Annotated in this window: 15 protein-coding genes; 8 read left to right on the top strand and 7 right to left on the bottom strand. The window is 61.8% G+C overall.

Annotated elements, in window-relative coordinates:
- Positions 1 to 248: 248 nt before the first annotated feature.
- Positions 249 to 2,192, bottom strand: a complete 1,944-nt coding sequence (gene dnaG / locus DZG07_RS08935) for a DNA primase (protein ID WP_091913152.1) — start codon at positions 2,190 to 2,192, stop codon at positions 249 to 251.
- A gap of 173 nt (positions 2,193 to 2,365) precedes the next feature.
- Between dnaG and DZG07_RS08930 the strand changes: the two genes are divergently transcribed.
- From DZG07_RS08930 to DZG07_RS08920, 3 genes are all read left to right on the top strand, one after another.
- On the top strand, positions 2,366 to 2,659 hold the full coding sequence (locus tag DZG07_RS08930) for a BrnT family toxin (protein WP_119816102.1): 294 nt from the start codon (positions 2,366 to 2,368) through the stop codon (positions 2,657 to 2,659).
- Positions 2,625 to 2,960, top strand: coding sequence for a BrnA antitoxin family protein (locus DZG07_RS08925; RefSeq protein WP_091913154.1), 336 nt, complete (start codon positions 2,625 to 2,627; stop codon positions 2,958 to 2,960). Before DZG07_RS08930 ends, DZG07_RS08925 begins: the two co-directional genes overlap by 35 nt.
- A 183-nt stretch (positions 2,961 to 3,143) precedes the next feature.
- Positions 3,144 to 4,808: a Na/Pi cotransporter family protein gene (locus tag DZG07_RS08920; RefSeq protein WP_091913156.1), complete on the top strand. Its 1,665-nt coding sequence runs from the start codon at positions 3,144 to 3,146 to the stop codon at positions 4,806 to 4,808.
- Between the two features lie 217 nt (positions 4,809 to 5,025).
- On the opposite strand, the gene DZG07_RS08915 is transcribed toward DZG07_RS08920, so the two are convergent.
- From DZG07_RS08915 to DZG07_RS08905, 3 genes are all read right to left on the bottom strand, one after another.
- Positions 5,026 to 5,586: a GNAT family N-acetyltransferase gene (locus DZG07_RS08915; protein WP_119816099.1), complete on the bottom strand. Its 561-nt coding sequence runs from the start codon at positions 5,584 to 5,586 to the stop codon at positions 5,026 to 5,028.
- Positions 5,587 to 5,642: 56 nt separating this feature from the next.
- The gene (ftsZ, locus tag DZG07_RS08910; RefSeq protein ID WP_091913160.1) at positions 5,643 to 6,677 is read right to left on the bottom strand and encodes a cell division protein FtsZ; all 1,035 of its coding nucleotides are present in this window, start codon (positions 6,675 to 6,677) and stop codon (positions 5,643 to 5,645) included.
- A gap of 193 nt (positions 6,678 to 6,870) precedes the next feature.
- Complete coding sequence (locus DZG07_RS08905) at positions 6,871 to 7,320, bottom strand: GatB/YqeY domain-containing protein (protein WP_119816096.1); 450 nt, start codon at positions 7,318 to 7,320, stop codon at positions 6,871 to 6,873.
- Positions 7,321 to 7,738: 418 nt separating this feature from the next.
- Here DZG07_RS08905 and carA point away from each other — a divergent pair, with 418 nt between their 5' ends.
- Positions 7,739 to 8,941: a glutamine-hydrolyzing carbamoyl-phosphate synthase small subunit gene (carA, locus tag DZG07_RS08900; protein WP_091913164.1), complete on the top strand. Its 1,203-nt coding sequence runs from the start codon at positions 7,739 to 7,741 to the stop codon at positions 8,939 to 8,941.
- A gap of 17 nt (positions 8,942 to 8,958) precedes the next feature.
- Here carA and DZG07_RS23790 read toward each other — a convergent pair whose 3' ends face one another.
- Positions 8,959 to 9,984: a hypothetical protein gene (locus tag DZG07_RS23790; RefSeq protein ID WP_119920259.1), complete on the bottom strand. Its 1,026-nt coding sequence runs from the start codon at positions 9,982 to 9,984 to the stop codon at positions 8,959 to 8,961.
- A gap of 211 nt (positions 9,985 to 10,195) precedes the next feature.
- On the opposite strand from DZG07_RS23790, the gene DZG07_RS08885 reads away from it, so the two are divergent.
- Positions 10,196 to 10,618: a DUF983 domain-containing protein gene (locus DZG07_RS08885; protein WP_091913170.1), complete on the top strand. Its 423-nt coding sequence runs from the start codon at positions 10,196 to 10,198 to the stop codon at positions 10,616 to 10,618.
- A gap of 58 nt (positions 10,619 to 10,676) precedes the next feature.
- Here DZG07_RS08885 and DZG07_RS08880 read toward each other — a convergent pair whose 3' ends face one another.
- Positions 10,677 to 11,588: a neutral zinc metallopeptidase gene (locus tag DZG07_RS08880; RefSeq protein WP_119816087.1), complete on the bottom strand. Its 912-nt coding sequence runs from the start codon at positions 11,586 to 11,588 to the stop codon at positions 10,677 to 10,679.
- A gap of 217 nt (positions 11,589 to 11,805) precedes the next feature.
- On the opposite strand from DZG07_RS08880, the gene DZG07_RS08875 reads away from it, so the two are divergent.
- Positions 11,806 to 12,633, top strand: a complete 828-nt coding sequence (locus DZG07_RS08875) for a methyltransferase domain-containing protein (protein WP_119816084.1) — start codon at positions 11,806 to 11,808, stop codon at positions 12,631 to 12,633.
- A gap of 87 nt (positions 12,634 to 12,720) precedes the next feature.
- On the top strand, positions 12,721 to 13,077 hold the full coding sequence (locus tag DZG07_RS08870) for a DUF1428 domain-containing protein (RefSeq protein WP_091913176.1): 357 nt from the start codon (positions 12,721 to 12,723) through the stop codon (positions 13,075 to 13,077).
- 31 nt (positions 13,078 to 13,108) lie between these two features.
- On the opposite strand, the gene DZG07_RS08865 is transcribed toward DZG07_RS08870, so the two are convergent.
- Positions 13,109 to 13,294, bottom strand: coding sequence for a hypothetical protein (locus tag DZG07_RS08865; RefSeq protein WP_119816081.1), 186 nt, complete (start codon positions 13,292 to 13,294; stop codon positions 13,109 to 13,111).
- A gap of 437 nt (positions 13,295 to 13,731) precedes the next feature.
- Between DZG07_RS08865 and DZG07_RS08860 the strand changes: the two genes are divergently transcribed.
- The gene (locus tag DZG07_RS08860) at positions 13,732 to 15,075 is read left to right on the top strand and encodes an Nramp family divalent metal transporter (RefSeq protein WP_091913180.1); all 1,344 of its coding nucleotides are present in this window, start codon (positions 13,732 to 13,734) and stop codon (positions 15,073 to 15,075) included.
- The last annotated feature ends 36 nt before the right edge of the window (positions 15,076 to 15,111 follow it).

Genomic DNA, 15,111 nt, shown 5'->3' with positions numbered 1-15,111 from the left:
GATAACTGGGGCGGGTTGCCTGCGCCGTCCAGATCAGTACTCCGTTTTGTCATGTTTGGGTGCGGACGTGCCCGCGCATTAACGTTTCGAATCGTTCTGATTCCGCCAATCCGACGGAAGGTCAAGCGCCTGTCGCATGATTCGCGTTAAAAAAGCGAATCAATTGAAGGATTGCGACCTTCCTGCCTCACCGGCTTCCACACAGCTTTGCCAACCACGCCGGCAAAATAGTGCATCAAACCAATTCATCAAGCACGGCCGGCCCGACCCGACGATATGCCAAAGCCTTCGATCAGCGCTTCGGTCGCCTGCACGTCACGAAACTGCGCCTGGATTTCCACCAGGTGGCGGTAGTTTTCGTCTGTGGGGTCAGTCGCGAGAGCCGTCTCAGCTACTTTCAGCTCCTTATGTAGAGTGCGCGCGCTGCGGTGCAAGTGCAGCACCTGGACAAAGGCGTCGCGGGCGTCCTCGATTGCGGCGTCTTCCAGCGCCGGCCACTGCCGCGCCCGCTTGGTAAGCGTCACCGCACGCTCCCACACATCGATGCATCCGGCGCGGCCGATCGTCTCGATCACCGCATCCCTGCTATTGCCCGCGCCATGCGCCAGGGCATCGATCAGTGCGGTATGGAGTTTGCGCAGGTCGGCATTGGCAAGATCGAGCCGCTCGACGTGATCGAAATGCTCCTCGACCAACGCCGGATGGTTGACCAGCGCAACGATCAGCACCGCCTCGCGAACCGACATGACTTCGCCCGCCCGCTTGACCAGGGACGAGCGGCCGAGGCTCTCCGAGATCGCGGTGCGCCCGTTGGCGACACCACCACCGCGCGACCATTGGCCGCCCTGCCCGCCGCCGAAGCGCCCCTTGTCGCGGTCGCCCGGCCGCTGCTGCCTGTTGCCGCGCTGCGAGCCGAAGAAACTCAGCACCCGTTCGCGCATGTTCTGCGCATAGTGATAGCGCACGCTCTCGTCCTGAATGCGCGACGTCAGCTCCCGCAGCGTCTTTTCGAGGTCGGCGCGACGCTCTGGCGTGTCGAAGACGCCTCCGGAGGTCTCGCGCATCCACAGAAGCTCCGCCAGCGGCCGCGCTTCCGACAGCACTGCCTTGAACGCCTCCGGCCCTTCGGCCTTGACCAGATCGTCGGGGTCCTTGCCTTCCGGCAGAAGCGCGAACCGCGCCGTGCGCCCGGCCTGCACCATCGGCAGCACCATGTCGGCAGCCCTCCAGGCGGCGCGCAGGCCGGCCTGGTCGCCGTCGAAGCACAGCACCGGCTCGCCGGTCATGCGCCACAGCAGTTCGAGCTGGTTTTCGGTCAGCGCTGTCCCAAGCGGTGCCACCGCATTCTCGAAACCCGCCTGCGCCAGCGCGATCACGTCCATATAGCCTTCGACGGCGATCACCGTGCCGTCCTTGCCCATGGCCTTACGGGCACGGGCGAAATTGTAGAGCACGTTGCCCTTGTGGAAGAGCTCGGTGTCGGGCGAATTCATGTATTTGGCAAGCGCGTCAGGCGCCAGCGCCCGGCCGCCAAAGGCGATGATGCGCCCCCGCGAATCCGGGATCGGAAACATGATGCGGTCGCGAAACCAGTCATAGGAGACGGGAATATCGTCGCCATGCCGGACAAGGCCGCAGGCTTCGATCTGCGTCTTCTCGACGCCCTTGCTGGCCAGATGTTCCTTCAGCGCATTGCGGCTGTCCGGCGCAAAGCCCAGCCGGAACGCCTGCTGCGTCGCCGGCGTCAGGCCACGGTCACGAAGATAAGCCCGCGCCTTGGCGCCATCGGCACTTTGCAGCCGCTCCTCGAAGAACTTCGTCGCCATTTCCATGACGTCGTGCAGCGAGGCCCGCTCGCGCTCACGCCGCTCCTCGTTGGCGTCGCGCGCCGGCATCGGCACACCGGCCATGTCGGCGATGCGCTCGACGGCCTCGGGAAAGCTCATGCCGTCGAGTTCGGTCAGGAATTTGAAATGATCGCCCGAAACACCGCAGCCGAAGCAGTGATAGCGGCCCTTCTTGTCCTCGCAGTGAAAGCTCGGCGACTTTTCACCGTGAAACGGACAGCACGCCCAGAAATCGCCACGCGACGCGTTGGTCTTCTTCCTTTCCCACGACACGCGCATACCGATCACGGACGAAATCGGCACGCGATCGCGTATCTCGTCAAGGAATGAGGGCGGGAAGCGCATTTTTCGGTTCTCTCTTCACGCCATATAAGCATGATCTGCCAGGCCGACGACAACCAAGTTCGGACATACCCGCTTTTCACAGGTTGTTTTGATCGAATTACAATTGTATATACACACTGAGGCGCATGACGTGCCGATGGAATGAATAATCGGCCTCAACTCGCGGAGACGTCATGCACCGCATCGAGACGTTGGAATTCAGCGGGTTCGAATGGAACCTCGGCAAAGAGCAAAGCAACATTCAAAAGCACGGTATCGATTTCGACGAAGCGGCGATCGCATTGTCGCAACCACACATCGAAGTTCGGTCCGACAGAGATGGAGAAGTCCGCACGCTGGCGATATGCCCCGCTTCCGGCCGAATAATCGCCGTCATCTATACAATGAGGGGCGAAAAATGCCGGATCATATCTGCCAGAGCGGCCAGAAAAGATGAGCAAAGAGCATACCGTCACTACTTCCCTTGAGGAGGCGCTGGAGCGGACAAAGCGTCAAGGCACGCGCTCCGACTGGGCACGCGTCGATGCGATGACCGATGAAGAGATCGAAGCGCAGATGCGCGACGATCCTGACTGGGCTGATTTCGTCGATATCGACTGGTCGCAGGCAACCCTTGTCTATCCGCAGCCGAAACAGGCCGTCTCCATTCGCCTCGATTCCGATGTCCTCGATTTCTTCAAGGCCACTGGCAAGGGTTATCAGACGCGCATCAATGCGGTGCTGCGCCATTTCATGCGCGAGACATTAAAGAACAAGAAAGCCGGTTGAACGGGCCAACCGCTTCATTTCCGACACTTTGCGTCGGCAGGAAACGGCCCATGACCATGGACGAAAAATATTATCCGGCTAAACTAATGCCGGACAGATCATGACTTCGATTCGCATCACAGACTGCCTTTCAAGGCGCCTCGGGCAGGCGCCGGTGGTTGCTTGCGCTGAAAGTGCGCGCCCATGAGCGGATCGGTCGTCCTTCTGCATCTCGCCGGCGCGGTTGCGCTGATGCTGTTTGCCACCCGCATGGTGAAAACCGGCGTCGAGCGCGCTTATGGCGACGTTCTGCGCCATCGCCTGCGCGCCACCATGCGCAATCCGATCATGGCGGTTCTGGCCGGCACCGGGCTGGCGATCGCCTTGCAAAGCTCCACTGCCGTCACCCTGCTCGTCAGTTCCTTCGCCGGGTCCGGCATCGTTTCGGGTGCGGCCGGCCAGCTTGCCGTGCGCGGTGCCGAAATCGGCTCGGCGCTGGTGGTCAAGCTGCTGACCTTTGATCTTACGCTGCTGGTGCCACTGTGCCTGGTCGCCGGAACCGTCATGTTCATGGCTACCGAGCGGCGCGACTGGCGCCAGATCGGCCGCATACTGGTCGGCATCGGTCTGTTGATCCTGTCGCTGGAGATGATCGGCCAGGCATCCGAGCCCCTGCGCGAGAGCCGCCTCCTGCCAGTCATCGTCAATTATTTCTCCACAGACCTGATCACGGCCTTTCTTCTCGCCGGGCTCGTCACCTGGCTGTTCCAGTCAAGCATCGCAGCCGTGCTTCTGATGGCGACGCTGGCCGGCCGCGGCTTCATCACGCCGGAGCTCGGCGTGGCGCTGGTGCTGGGCGTCAATCTCGGCTCCTCGCTCATCGCGCCGCTGCTCACCCGCACGGCCGAGCCCGCCATCCGCGTGGTGCCCATCGGCAACCTTTTGATGCGCGGCATGGGCTCGGTGGTCATGCTCATCCTGTTCATGATGTTCAAGCCGTCGGTTTCGTTCCTGGGAGCTACCGCACCCGACCAGATCGTCAATGCGCATATCCTCTTCAACGTCATCATCCTGATTGCCGGCATTCCGCTCGCCGGCCTCGTTTACAAGGCGTCGGAGCGCATTGTGGCGCTCGGCACACCGCCAGAATCGGCTGAATCGCTTGCCACCGTCGAGCTCAGCGCGCTCAACGAAGCTGCCCTCGATACGCCGAGCCAGGCGCTCGCCAACGCCACGCGCGAGGTGGTGCGTGTCTGCGAAACCGTCGAGATCATGCTGAAGCGCATCATCGAGCTCTACGAGAAGGCCGACCCCGACAAGATCAGGGCACTGGCCGCATTGGACGACCGCGTCGACCGCAAGCACGCCGCGATAAAGCTCTACCTCGCCAAGGCGACGGCCCGGCAGATGACCGAAGATGAAGCTTTGCGCTGCCAGGAACTGATCGGTGCCTGCGTCAAGCTGGAGCAGGTCGGCGACATCATCGTGCGCAACATGCTTGTCCACGTGCAGAAGAAGTTCGACCGCGGACTGGAGTTCACCGACGAGGGCTGGCGCGAACTCACCGCCTTCCACGCCTCGGTGCTGGCCAACGCCCGACTTGCCTTCAACGTGCTGATATCGCGCGACGCCACCACCGCGCGCCAGCTCGTACAGGAAAAGGACCGGCTGCGCGATTTCGAGAAGGAAACCAGCAACAGCCATTTCGTGCGCCTGCGCGACGGCACCGCCAAGAGCGTCGAGACCAGCTCCATCCACCTCGACACCATCCGCGACCTCAAGCAGATCAACTCGCTTCTGGCATCGATGGTCTATCCGGTTCTGGAGGAACAGGGGTTGCTGAGCGGGTCGCGGCTGAAGACGGGGTGATACCTTCCCTTCAAGGGAAGGCAATTGCATATGGCAGCAGACCCCCACTCCGTCACGCTTCGCGTGACACCTCTCCCCCTCAAAAGGGGAGAGGAAAGGAGCCAGCCTTGCGGACGGCGTTTCCTCTCCCCCGTCGATCGGGGGAGAGGTGGCTCGGCGAAGCCGAGACGGAGTGGGGGTCGAATTCCAGATGCGATTGTCCTAGGTCCGAGCCCCCTCACAACACGATCCGGAACCGCAAGCTCTCTTCGCCGCCATAGGCGGCATCCTCGAAGAAGCGTTCCACCAGCACGCCGCCATTGGCGGTGATGACTTTCTGTGAAGGCAGATTGTCCGGCTTGGCGGTGATCTCGACATAGTCGAGCCCGAGAGCCCGCGCTTGTGGCAGAAGCAGCGCCAAAGCCTGCGTGGCATAGCCGCGCTGCCGTCTCCACGGCACGACCGCATAGCCGATATGGCCAAGCACATGCGGCGGCAGTGCCGAGGTGCCCTGTTGCCAGCGAAATCCGATGGAGCCAGCCAACTCGCCATCCCACATCCAGCGGCGGTATGCAGGCAGGCGCGGCACCTGCTTGCCGTCGGGCAATGTGATCGGCCCGCCTTTCGCCTCGGGATCGTCCAGGCTTGCCACGAAGGCAGCGGCATCGCGGTCGATCGCATCCAGCTGCGCGCGAATGGTTGCTGCCGGGCTCACATTGTCAGGCGACCAGCCGCGCTCCAGCGCCTGCACATAGGTGGGCAGATATTCGAGCGACGGCTTTACGAGCTCGATGGTCATGGAATGCACTCTGTCAGATACGAAGACCCGGCACGCATGCCGCGCATTTCAGCCGGTCAATGCGTGGTCTGCATCTGATCCAGCGCCGGCTGTCCGCGCATGTTCACGATCGGATCGGCTTGTGCCGACGGCGGCTCCAACCCCGTGGCCACGACAGACACCTTGAACTGGCCCTTGAGCGTTTCATCGAAGATCGCGCCGACGATGATATCGGCCTCGTCGCCCGCTTCTTCGCGGATGCGGGTAGCGGCCTCATCCACCTCGAACAGCGTCATGTCCAGGCCGCCCGAAATCGACACCAGAACGCCCCTTGCGCCCTTCATCGAGTTCTCGTCCAGCAGCGGGTTGGCGATGGAGGCTTCGGCAGCCTTTCTGGCCCGGCCCTCGCCGGTGCCGACGCCCGTGCCCATCATCGCTCGGCCCATGTCCTTCATGACGGTTTTCACGTCGGCGAAGTCGAGATTGATCAGGCCTTCCTTGACGATGAGATTTGTTATGCAGCTCACGCCCGAATAGAGCACACGGTCAGCGATGCCGAAGGCATCCTCAAAACTGGTCTTTTCGGTGGCGATCCTGAACAGGTTCTGGTTCGGAATGACGATGACCGTGTCGGCGGCCTGGCGCAGAAGCTCGATGCCGCGATCGGCCATCTGCATGCGGCGCTTGCCCTCGAAGGTAAAGGGCTTGGTCACGACAGCCACCGTCAGGATGCCGGCGTCGCGCGCAGCCTTGGCGATCACATGGGCAGCACCCGTTCCGGTGCCACCGCCCATGCCGGCCGTGACGAAGCACATATGCGTGCCGGCAAGGTGGTCCATGATCTCGTCGATGGATTCTTCAGCCGCCGCCTGGCCGATCTCGGGCAGCGATCCAGCCCCCAGACCCTCGGTCACCAGCGCGCCCAACTGGATCAGCCGCGGCGCCTTCGACATGGTCAGCGCCTGCGCATCGGTGTTGGCCGCGATGAAGTCCGTGCCCTCCAGGCCCTCGGCGATCATGTTGTTGACGGCATTGCCACCGCCACCGCCGACGCCAATGACCGTCAGCTTCGGCCGCATTTCCGAGATTTCCGGTTTCTTGGAGGTGCTCATATTGTCATTTCCTCTGCAGCGCCCCTGCCCCGAATCGGATCAACTGTAGGGAATCAGATACCGGGGGGTGGTGCAAGGCATTGAGCCGGAACGGACGGCTTAACAGGCCTTTCTTCACAGATCAGCCTGACTCTTCAGGTTGAAAAGCCAGGCTGATATCGACCGGTGCGAGAGGACAGTCCCCAATCGCCGCCTATTGCAGCATCGTCTTGACGATGCCGCTGGCCTTGGAGAAGTCCATCTGGCCGGCATATTTGTCCTTCAGCGCGTTCATGCAACGGCCCATGTCGCGCAGGCCCTCGGCGCCGACCTCATCGATCACCGCCTGGCATGCCTGCTTCACATCCTCGTCGCCGAGCTGCTTGGGCATGAAGTCGCGAATGATCTCGATCTCGTCGCGCTCCTGTGCGGCAAGCTCCAGCCGGTTACCTTCCTCGAAGGCCTTGGCCGACTCCTCGCGCTGCTTCACCATCTTGGCCAGGATCAGCATGATCTCCTCGTCGCTCACCGGGTCCTTGCCGACGCCGCGATGGGCGATGTCGCGATCCTGGATCGCGGCATTGATCAGCCGCAGCGTCGAGGTGCGGCGCTTGTCCTGCGCTTTCAGCGCGGTCTTGAGGGCCTGGGCGATGATCTCGCGCATGGCGGTAACTCCTTAATGGGCAGCGAACAATAGACCATGTTCCCGAAACGGGGGAACCGGTTTTCGGCGGCTCGACGGCAGTTCGAAGCCGCATCCCGATTCCATGGGATGCGTGCAGCCTCTAATGCCGCCGAACGAACAAAGCAAACCAATGCATGCAGTTAAACCCCTGATATCGTTAGGGAAAATATTTAACCGCAATCGTTTGCGCGCTCATTGACCGCGTCAACACCTTCGCCTATTGTCCGCGCCTTGCATGGACTAGTTTTTGGGTGTGCACGGGGGTTTGCGATTGTCGCGGCAGCCCGTGCTTTTCGTTGCGCCATATGGCCCTTCGCGGGCCATCTTGCAAGGGCGCGGCACTGCCTCCGCCCGCTGACGATGCCGACAGAGATGAACGATATACGGAGTAGCTGACATGGCCGCGACCACCGCCCCCTGGGCAACCGAAGTGCCGACCGCAGTGCTGGTTCTGGCCGACGGGACGGTCATCGAGGGCCGCGGCCTTGGCGCGACGGGTTCGGCGGTGGCTGAAGTCTGCTTCAACACCGCGCTCACCGGCTACCAGGAAATCCTCACCGACCCGTCCTATGCCGGCCAGATCGTCACCTTCACCTTCCCGCATATCGGCAATATCGGCACCAACAACGAGGACATCGAAGACTTGAACCCCGCCGCGCGCAACGGCGCTGTCGGCGCGGTGTTCAAGGCTGATGTCACCAACCCGTCGAGCTACCGCGCCGCCGGCGATCTCGACGCGTGGTTGAAGAAGCGCGGCATCGTCGCCATGTCCGGCATCGACACCCGCGCGCTCACCGCGCTCATCCGCGAAAAGGGCTCACCCAACGCGATCATCGCCCATGCGCCGGACGGCAAGTTCGATCTCCCCGATCTGAAGGCTCGCGCCGCCGCCTGGTCCGGCCTCGTCGGCCTCGACCTCGCCAAGGAAGTCACCTCCGGCCAGTCCTCGGTCTGGCGCGAGACGCCCTGGGTCTGGAACGAAGGCTACGCCGAGCAGGATGCCCCGACCATGCACGTCGTCGCCATCGACTACGGCGTGAAGCGCAACATCCTGCGGCTGCTCGCCGGCCTCGGCGCAAAGGTCACCGTCGTGCCGGCCAAGACCGGCGCCGACGAAATCCTCGCCATGAAGCCGGACGGCATCTTCCTGTCCAACGGCCCCGGCGACCCGGCCGCCACAGGCGAATATTCCGTGCCGGTCATCAAGGACCTGCTCAAGACCGAAATCCCGGTCTTCGGCATCTGCCTCGGCCACCAGATGCTGGCGCTGGCGCTCGGCGGCAAGACCGAAAAGATGCACCAGGGCCATCACGGCGCCAACCACCCGGTCAAGGACCACACCACCGGCAAGGTCGAGATCGTGTCGATGAATCACGGCTTCGCGGTCGACGCGAAATCGCTGCCGGAAGGCGTTGAAGAGACTCACGTTTCGCTGTTCGACGGCTCGAACTGCGGCATCGCGCTCAAGGGCCGCCCGGTATTCTCCGTCCAGCATCACCCCGAAGCCTCGCCCGGCCCGCAGGATTCGCACTATCTCTTCCGCCGCTTCGTCAACCTCATCCGCGAGCGCAAGGGCGAACCGGCACTGGCCGAGCGGTAAGCAGCACGACCAACCGGTCAGGGCTCGCGATACAGTTCCCAGGACGCAGCCAGCAGCAGGCTGGAATGCTCCAGATATGCGCGGTGTTCCGGATTTTCCGGGTTGTACTCGATCGGCTTGCCCTCGCCCATTCGCTTGTAGATAGCCCCGGGTCTTGGCAAGCCGCCCACATCGGCGTCGGGAATATCGGGAAACTGCTCGCGGACCTTTTTCAGTTCATCGAGCGCCGGCGTCGTTCCGGTCAGCACGCCTTTGAACCAGGCCCAGAAGGCGTGCTCGTCGTAATATTGCAGTCGCCTCATATCATCCAACGATATGAATGCGGGCCTGTAGGCGACCGGCAGCACGCTAGCATAGCCTATTTTTACTTTCCCGCTGCTTTGAAGCTCGCTTGAAATGGAGACCTTGGGATCGCTGATCAGGCCGTTCAGGCGGGCGTCCAGCTCCGCGCCGACATTTGCGGTGTTTCCGCTTTCCACGGCCAGTTCCGCGGTCATGCGAGCGCTGATGACATCCCGTAATATCCAAAGCACGCCTTGGACCGTCTGATTTGGGCTGGACCCCAGAATCGTTCTCAAGCGGTCTGCGCAATTCGTGGGAAGGTGTTGGAGCGCATCCGAAATCTCGAGGTTCGTATAGCTGCGGACGGATGCATCGTCGAAGACCAGGGCATAGTTTTCCTTTAATGAAACACCGGCCTGCGCAGTTAAATCGACAATTTCGGAGACCTTTGCGCCAATCTCACCTTGTGCGGTTTGCGATGCCACGATTTGGGCTGCCGCCAGGTTCGTAGGGGCCTCGGTTGGAACAAGCTGCGGAAAGCACTCGCCGTTTCGAGCCTGATAGCCCTCATACGGAGTGATATAGATATCACCCGGCACATCGTTATTCGGTAATCTGATCGGAAGCGCCGGTACGTGGGAAAAATATTCGTTCAGCGCCGCAAACGGCAGCCGAAGCGGGTCGGCATGGGCTGGAAGAATCGAAGCTGCACCAGCCGACAGGAATACTGCTGTTTTACACCAGTTGATCAAAACACGCATGGGGTGTCCCTCCCTCTGGAGGGTAGTCTAGTGGCGCCGCCAATCCGCGAAAAAGCTGGCAGTTGTGAGAGCCGGATACTCCGTTTTCGTCCCGATCCTCCAAACGTATGAACGGTCCATCAAGCCCCTGGCTTTTTGCCGCAGGACGCCTATGTCACAGGGGTAGATGCCGCAGGCAGGCTTATATCTCAGGCAGATCATGAGGTCCGCCATGGAAAGCACCAGCTTTACCCCCACCACCAACCCGGCCAAGACGGGCATTCTCGGACTTTGTCCGCGCTGCCAGAAAGGCCATCTGTTTCAGGGCTTCGTAAAGCTTGCACCACGCTGCGAGGTCTGCGGCCTTGATTATTCCTTTGCCGATCCGGCCGATGGCCCGGCCTTCTTCTCGATGACGATCGTCGCGGTGCCCGCCCTTCTCTTCGCGCTCTGGCTGCAACTGACCTATGAGCCGCCGATCTGGGTTCATCTGCTGACCACCCTGCCTCTGACCCTTCTCGCCTGCACCGCGCTGTTGCGGCCGCTAAAAGGCTGGCTCGTCTGCTCGCAGTTCTTCCACAAGGCCGAGGAAGGATCGATCGATCGCGAATGGCACGCCAAGGCAGTGCGCGACCGCGACGCCGGCAAGGTCTGAATCAGAAAGCCCGCCCCGGCTTGGCCGGAACGGGCTTCGTAAGAATATAACGCTCCGTTCAGACCGGATTGTTGAACGTGTCGCAATCCGCCAGCTTGCCGCTCTGGAAGCCCCGCTTGAACCAGGTCACGCGTTGTGCGGAGGTGCCATGGTTGAAGCTTTCCGGCACGACATAGCCTTGCGTCTTGCGCTGCAGTGTATCGTCGCCGATCTGCTGGGCGGCATTCAGCGCTTCTTCAAGGTCGCCCTGCTCGAGCAGACCTTTCTGCGCAGTGAAGTGACCCCAGATTCCGGCGAAGCAGTCGGCCTGCAGTTCGACGCGCGTCGACATCTGGTTGGCCTGCGCCTCACCCATCTGTTGGCGCATCTGATTGAACTTCGGCAGGATGCCGGTCAGGTTCTGCACGTGATGGCCGACCTCATGCGCCAGCACATAGGCTTGCGCGAAATCGCCCGAAGCGCCGAACTGGCGGTCGAGCTGGTCGTAGAAGGCGAGGTCGATGTAGACCTTGCGGTCGCCGGGGCAGTAGAACGGACCCGACGCCGCAGAAGCGAAGCCGCAGGCCGAACGCGTCTGGCCTGAAAACAGCACCATCGTCGGATCTTCGTATTTCAGGCCCTCGGCCTGGAAGATGCCGCTCCAGACGTCTTCTGTTTCAGCGAGCACGGTGGAGACGAACTGCTTCATCTCATCATTGGATTTCGGTTCGGTCTGGCTGATCTGGCCGCCGCCACCGGGGATAGCACCATCGCCGCCGGCCAATATCGCCATCGGGTCGATGCCGCAGGCCTTCAGCGCGAAGAACAGCACCACCAGAATGATGATGCCCGAAAGTCCGCCACCGCCGGCAGTACCGCCGATCGGAATGCGAAAGCCGCCGCCGCGTCCAAGCCCGCCACCGCCGAAGCCGCCGCCCTGGCCGCGCTCGTCCTCAACATTCTCACTCTGCCGACGACCTTTCCAAAGCATGCCAACCTCTTCCCTGTTTCGCCGCGCCCATGCATGCCCGCTGCTGCGAGCTGACCTAAACAGACAATTACTCCAACGGTTGCATCAAGTCACAAGAAATTTGGAACGCAGGGGCAAGCCCGATACCGGCAAATCAGAGTGATCTTCGTTTTCAAGCTCATGAAAAAGGAGTAGCTTCAATGCGATAAACCCAGCCGGCTTTCAGGCGAGGTCAAATATGACCACCGAGGAGGACGTTGCGAGGCACTACAGCCACGGCGCGCTTGAACGCGCGATCCTCGACGCGCTGAAGACAGCCGGAAAGGATGTTGACCGCCTCGACCCCGCAGACCTTTCCGGCGCCGACGAGTTCCACCTCGGCTGGCTCGCTGCCACCATCGATCTGGCCAACGACCTTGCCATTTCGCCGGGCATGAAACTGCTTGATGTCGGTGCCGGCATCGGTGGACCGGCGCGCTATTTTGCCGAGCATCACGGCTGCACCGTCGTCGGCGTCGACGTCACTGACGAGTATGTCAGCGTCGCGACCTCGCTCACCGGGCGCTGCGGGCTCGCCGATCTGGTGTCGTTCCGGCAGGCGAGCGCGCTGTCCCTTCCCTTCGAAGACGCCAGCTTCGACCGCGCCACCCTTATCCACGTCGGCATGAACATCGGCGACAAAGCCGGCGCGTTCCGCGAGGTCCATCGCATTCTCAAGAAGGGCGGCGTATTCGGCGTCTACGACATCATGAATGTCAGCGGCGAAGACCTGCCCTACCCGATGCCCTGGGCCGACACGCTGGAAACCAGCTTCGTCGAGGCACCCGCCACCTACCGCAATCTCCTGACCAAGGCCGGTCTTATGATCGTGACCGAAAAGAACCGGCGTCAGATGGCCCTGACGCTCGGTCGCGAAATGCGCGAAAACGCCGCCAAAAATGGCGCCCCTCCACTCAGCCTGCACACGCTGATGGGTCCCGCGACACCGCAGCGGCTGGGCAATGTCATGGCAGCCCTTGCCGCCGGCTCGATCGCGCCAATCCAGATGCTGGCCCGCAAGATCTGATGGCGCTAGTCTCCATAAGACGCCCGCGGAACTTCGCCCTCTCTCAAGCCGTTGAACACAGTAAGTTTGTCAGGAGGAGTTGACCCAATGCCATATGTCGATGGTTTCATTCTCGCCGTGCCAACCGAGAAGCTGGAGGACTATAAGCAAATGGCGCAGACGGCCGGCGAAATCTGGAAGGATCACGGTGCGCTTTCCTTCGTCGAGACGGTAGCCGACGATGTGCCCTATGGCGAAGTCACGTCCTTCCCGCGCGCAGTGTTGCAGAAGGAAGGCGAAACGATCGTTTTCTCCTGGATCACCTACGAATCGCGCGAGGCCCGCGACGAGATCAACAAAAAGGTGATGGCCGACCCCCGCCTCAAGATCGACGATCCGCACTCGATGCCCTTCGACGGCAAGCGCATGATCTATGGCGGGTTCAAGACGCTGATCGAGCTCTAGCGAACCGTTCGCAACCCAAGGACCAGACCACCTACTTCTGCTTTGTTCCGGCGCTCTTTCCGTCCGAACTGCGTGAGCGCTCTTCGAAGCGCTTTTCGCCCTTCTTCAGCTCGTGTCCTGTCTCCGCCTCCACCTTGCGTTCTTCCTTGGCAGTGGCCTGCTTGAGGCCCTTGGCGGCGGCCTTGCCCTTTGCGGTCGGTGCTTCCTTGACGCCCATGATTTTTCCTCCACGCTGAGGCCGGAACATTCCGGCTAGCACCAACGCGCCATCCTCGCCGTCGTTCCGAGGAGCTATCGCGTATGAAAAGACCCCCACCCCTAACCCCTCCCCACAAGGGGGAGGGGAATCCGCTGGCATACTCTCAAGGTGCCGATCAACGATGGTTTCGTGCGGCATGGCCGCCCGCAAAGTCCCCCTCCCCCTTGTGGGGAGGGGTTAGGGGTGGGGGTAGAACACCGCTCAAGTCCGTCAGAGTACCCATATGCGATAGATCCGCCGTCGTTCCGGGCAATTGCAGTACCTTCCGCAGCATTGCCTAAGCACGTTCTCTACTGCGTCAAAATATTCCGACACCACCACTTGCGCTTGTGATGTTTTCAAGCCATTTTGAGAATGATTTGCAATTGCAAGAATTCTCAGCCATAGAGCCAGGAATGGATTTCAAGCCCCGCACGATGGAAGACCTCGGCTGGCGCCAGCCGCGCGGCGAGGCATCCCTTTCGGACGTCCATCGCTCCATCGCCGTCAGAACCAGCGGTCCAGGCTGGCGTCGGGCGATCTCCTTCGTCGGCCCTGGATATCTCGTTGCCGTCGGCTACATGGACCCCGGCAACTGGGCCACCTCGCTCGCCGGCGGCTCGAAGTTCGGCTACGCCCTGCTCACGGTCGCACTCGTCTCCAACATCATGGCGATCGTGCTGCAGGCGCTCTGCGCGCGCCTCGCCATCGGCTCGGGCCGCGATCTCGCCCAGGCCTGCCGCGACGCCTACGGCAAGCCGGTCGCCTATGTGCTGTGGTTCATGGCCGAGATCGCCATCGTCGCCACCGACATTGCCGAAGTCATCGGCACGGCCATCGGCCTCAACCTGATCTTCGGCATTCCGCTGGAAATCGGCGTGCTCATCACCGCACTCGACGTCTTCCTCATCCTCTATCTCCAGAAACTCGGCTTCCGCTGGGTCGAAGCGCTCATCATCACGCTGCTCGGCGTCATCGCCGCCTGTTTCGCCGTGCAGATCGCGCTGGCCGATCCCGATTGGGGCGGCGTCATACGGGGCTTCGCCCCCACAACCGAGATCGTCACCAACCCGGAAATGCTCTATCTCGCTCTCGGCATCCTTGGCGCCACCGTCATGCCGCACAATCTCTATCTGCATTCCGGCATCGTGCAGACCCGCGCCTATGGCGACACCGTGCCGGAAAAGCGCCAGGCGTTGAAATACGCCACCATCGATTCCACGGTCGCGCTGATGTTTGCGCTGCTCATCAACGCCGCGATCCTGATCCTGGCGGCAGCAACCTTCAACAAGGCCGGCCAGACCGACATCGTCGAGATCGGCCAGGCGCATTCCCTGCTCGCGCCGCTGCTGGGTCTCGCCATCGCGCCGACCCTGTTCGGCATCGCGCTGATCTGCTGCGGCATCAACTCGACGGTGACGGCGACGCTTGCCGGCCAGATCGTCATGGAGGGCTTTCTCCACATCAAGCTGCCGCCATGGCTGCGCCGCCTCATCACGCGGGCCATCGCCATCATCCCCGCGGCCGGCGTCACCATCTGGTACGGCGACAGCGGTACGGCGAAACTGCTGATCCTCACCCAGGTCGTGCTCAGCCTGCAGCTTTCCTTTGCCGTATTCCCGCTGGTTATGTTCACCGCAAACAAGGCAAAGATGGGCGCGCTCGTGGCGCCGCGCTATCTCACCGCCTTCGCCATGCTGATTGCGGTCGTCATCGCGCTGCTGAACATAAAGCTGCTGTTCGATTTCGTTCTCGGCTGAAGCCACTGACATTCCCGATTGCGGCAGCTAAAAGAG

The organism is Mesorhizobium sp. DCY119 (assembly GCF_003590645.1).
Classification (GTDB): domain Bacteria; phylum Pseudomonadota; class Alphaproteobacteria; order Rhizobiales; family Rhizobiaceae; genus Mesorhizobium_M.
This window is presented reverse-complemented; position numbering and strand designations above follow the sequence as displayed.

Bases quoted from the DNA above. Each gene is read 5' to 3' on its own strand.
- dnaG (WP_091913152.1), bottom strand. From the start codon at position 2,192: ATGCGCTTCCCGCCCTCATTCCTTGACGAGATACGCGATCGCGTGCCG.
- DZG07_RS08930 (WP_119816102.1), top strand. From the start codon at position 2,366: ATGCACCGCATCGAGACGTTGGAATTCAGCGGGTTCGAATGGAACCTC.
- DZG07_RS08925 (WP_091913154.1), top strand. From the start codon at position 2,625: ATGAGCAAAGAGCATACCGTCACTACTTCCCTTGAGGAGGCGCTGGAG.
- DZG07_RS08920 (WP_091913156.1), top strand. From the start codon at position 3,144: ATGAGCGGATCGGTCGTCCTTCTGCATCTCGCCGGCGCGGTTGCGCTG.
- DZG07_RS08915 (WP_119816099.1), bottom strand. From the start codon at position 5,586: ATGACCATCGAGCTCGTAAAGCCGTCGCTCGAATATCTGCCCACCTAT.
- ftsZ (WP_091913160.1), bottom strand. From the start codon at position 6,677: ATGAGCACCTCCAAGAAACCGGAAATCTCGGAAATGCGGCCGAAGCTG.
- DZG07_RS08905 (WP_119816096.1), bottom strand. From the start codon at position 7,320: ATGCGCGAGATCATCGCCCAGGCCCTCAAGACCGCGCTGAAAGCGCAG.
- carA (WP_091913164.1), top strand. From the start codon at position 7,739: ATGGCCGCGACCACCGCCCCCTGGGCAACCGAAGTGCCGACCGCAGTG.
- DZG07_RS23790 (WP_119920259.1), bottom strand. From the start codon at position 9,984: ATGCGTGTTTTGATCAACTGGTGTAAAACAGCAGTATTCCTGTCGGCT.
- DZG07_RS08885 (WP_091913170.1), top strand. From the start codon at position 10,196: ATGGAAAGCACCAGCTTTACCCCCACCACCAACCCGGCCAAGACGGGC.
- DZG07_RS08880 (WP_119816087.1), bottom strand. From the start codon at position 11,588: ATGCTTTGGAAAGGTCGTCGGCAGAGTGAGAATGTTGAGGACGAGCGC.
- DZG07_RS08875 (WP_119816084.1), top strand. From the start codon at position 11,806: ATGACCACCGAGGAGGACGTTGCGAGGCACTACAGCCACGGCGCGCTT.
- DZG07_RS08870 (WP_091913176.1), top strand. From the start codon at position 12,721: ATGCCATATGTCGATGGTTTCATTCTCGCCGTGCCAACCGAGAAGCTG.
- DZG07_RS08865 (WP_119816081.1), bottom strand. From the start codon at position 13,294: ATGGGCGTCAAGGAAGCACCGACCGCAAAGGGCAAGGCCGCCGCCAAG.
- DZG07_RS08860 (WP_091913180.1), top strand. From the start codon at position 13,732: ATGGATTTCAAGCCCCGCACGATGGAAGACCTCGGCTGGCGCCAGCCG.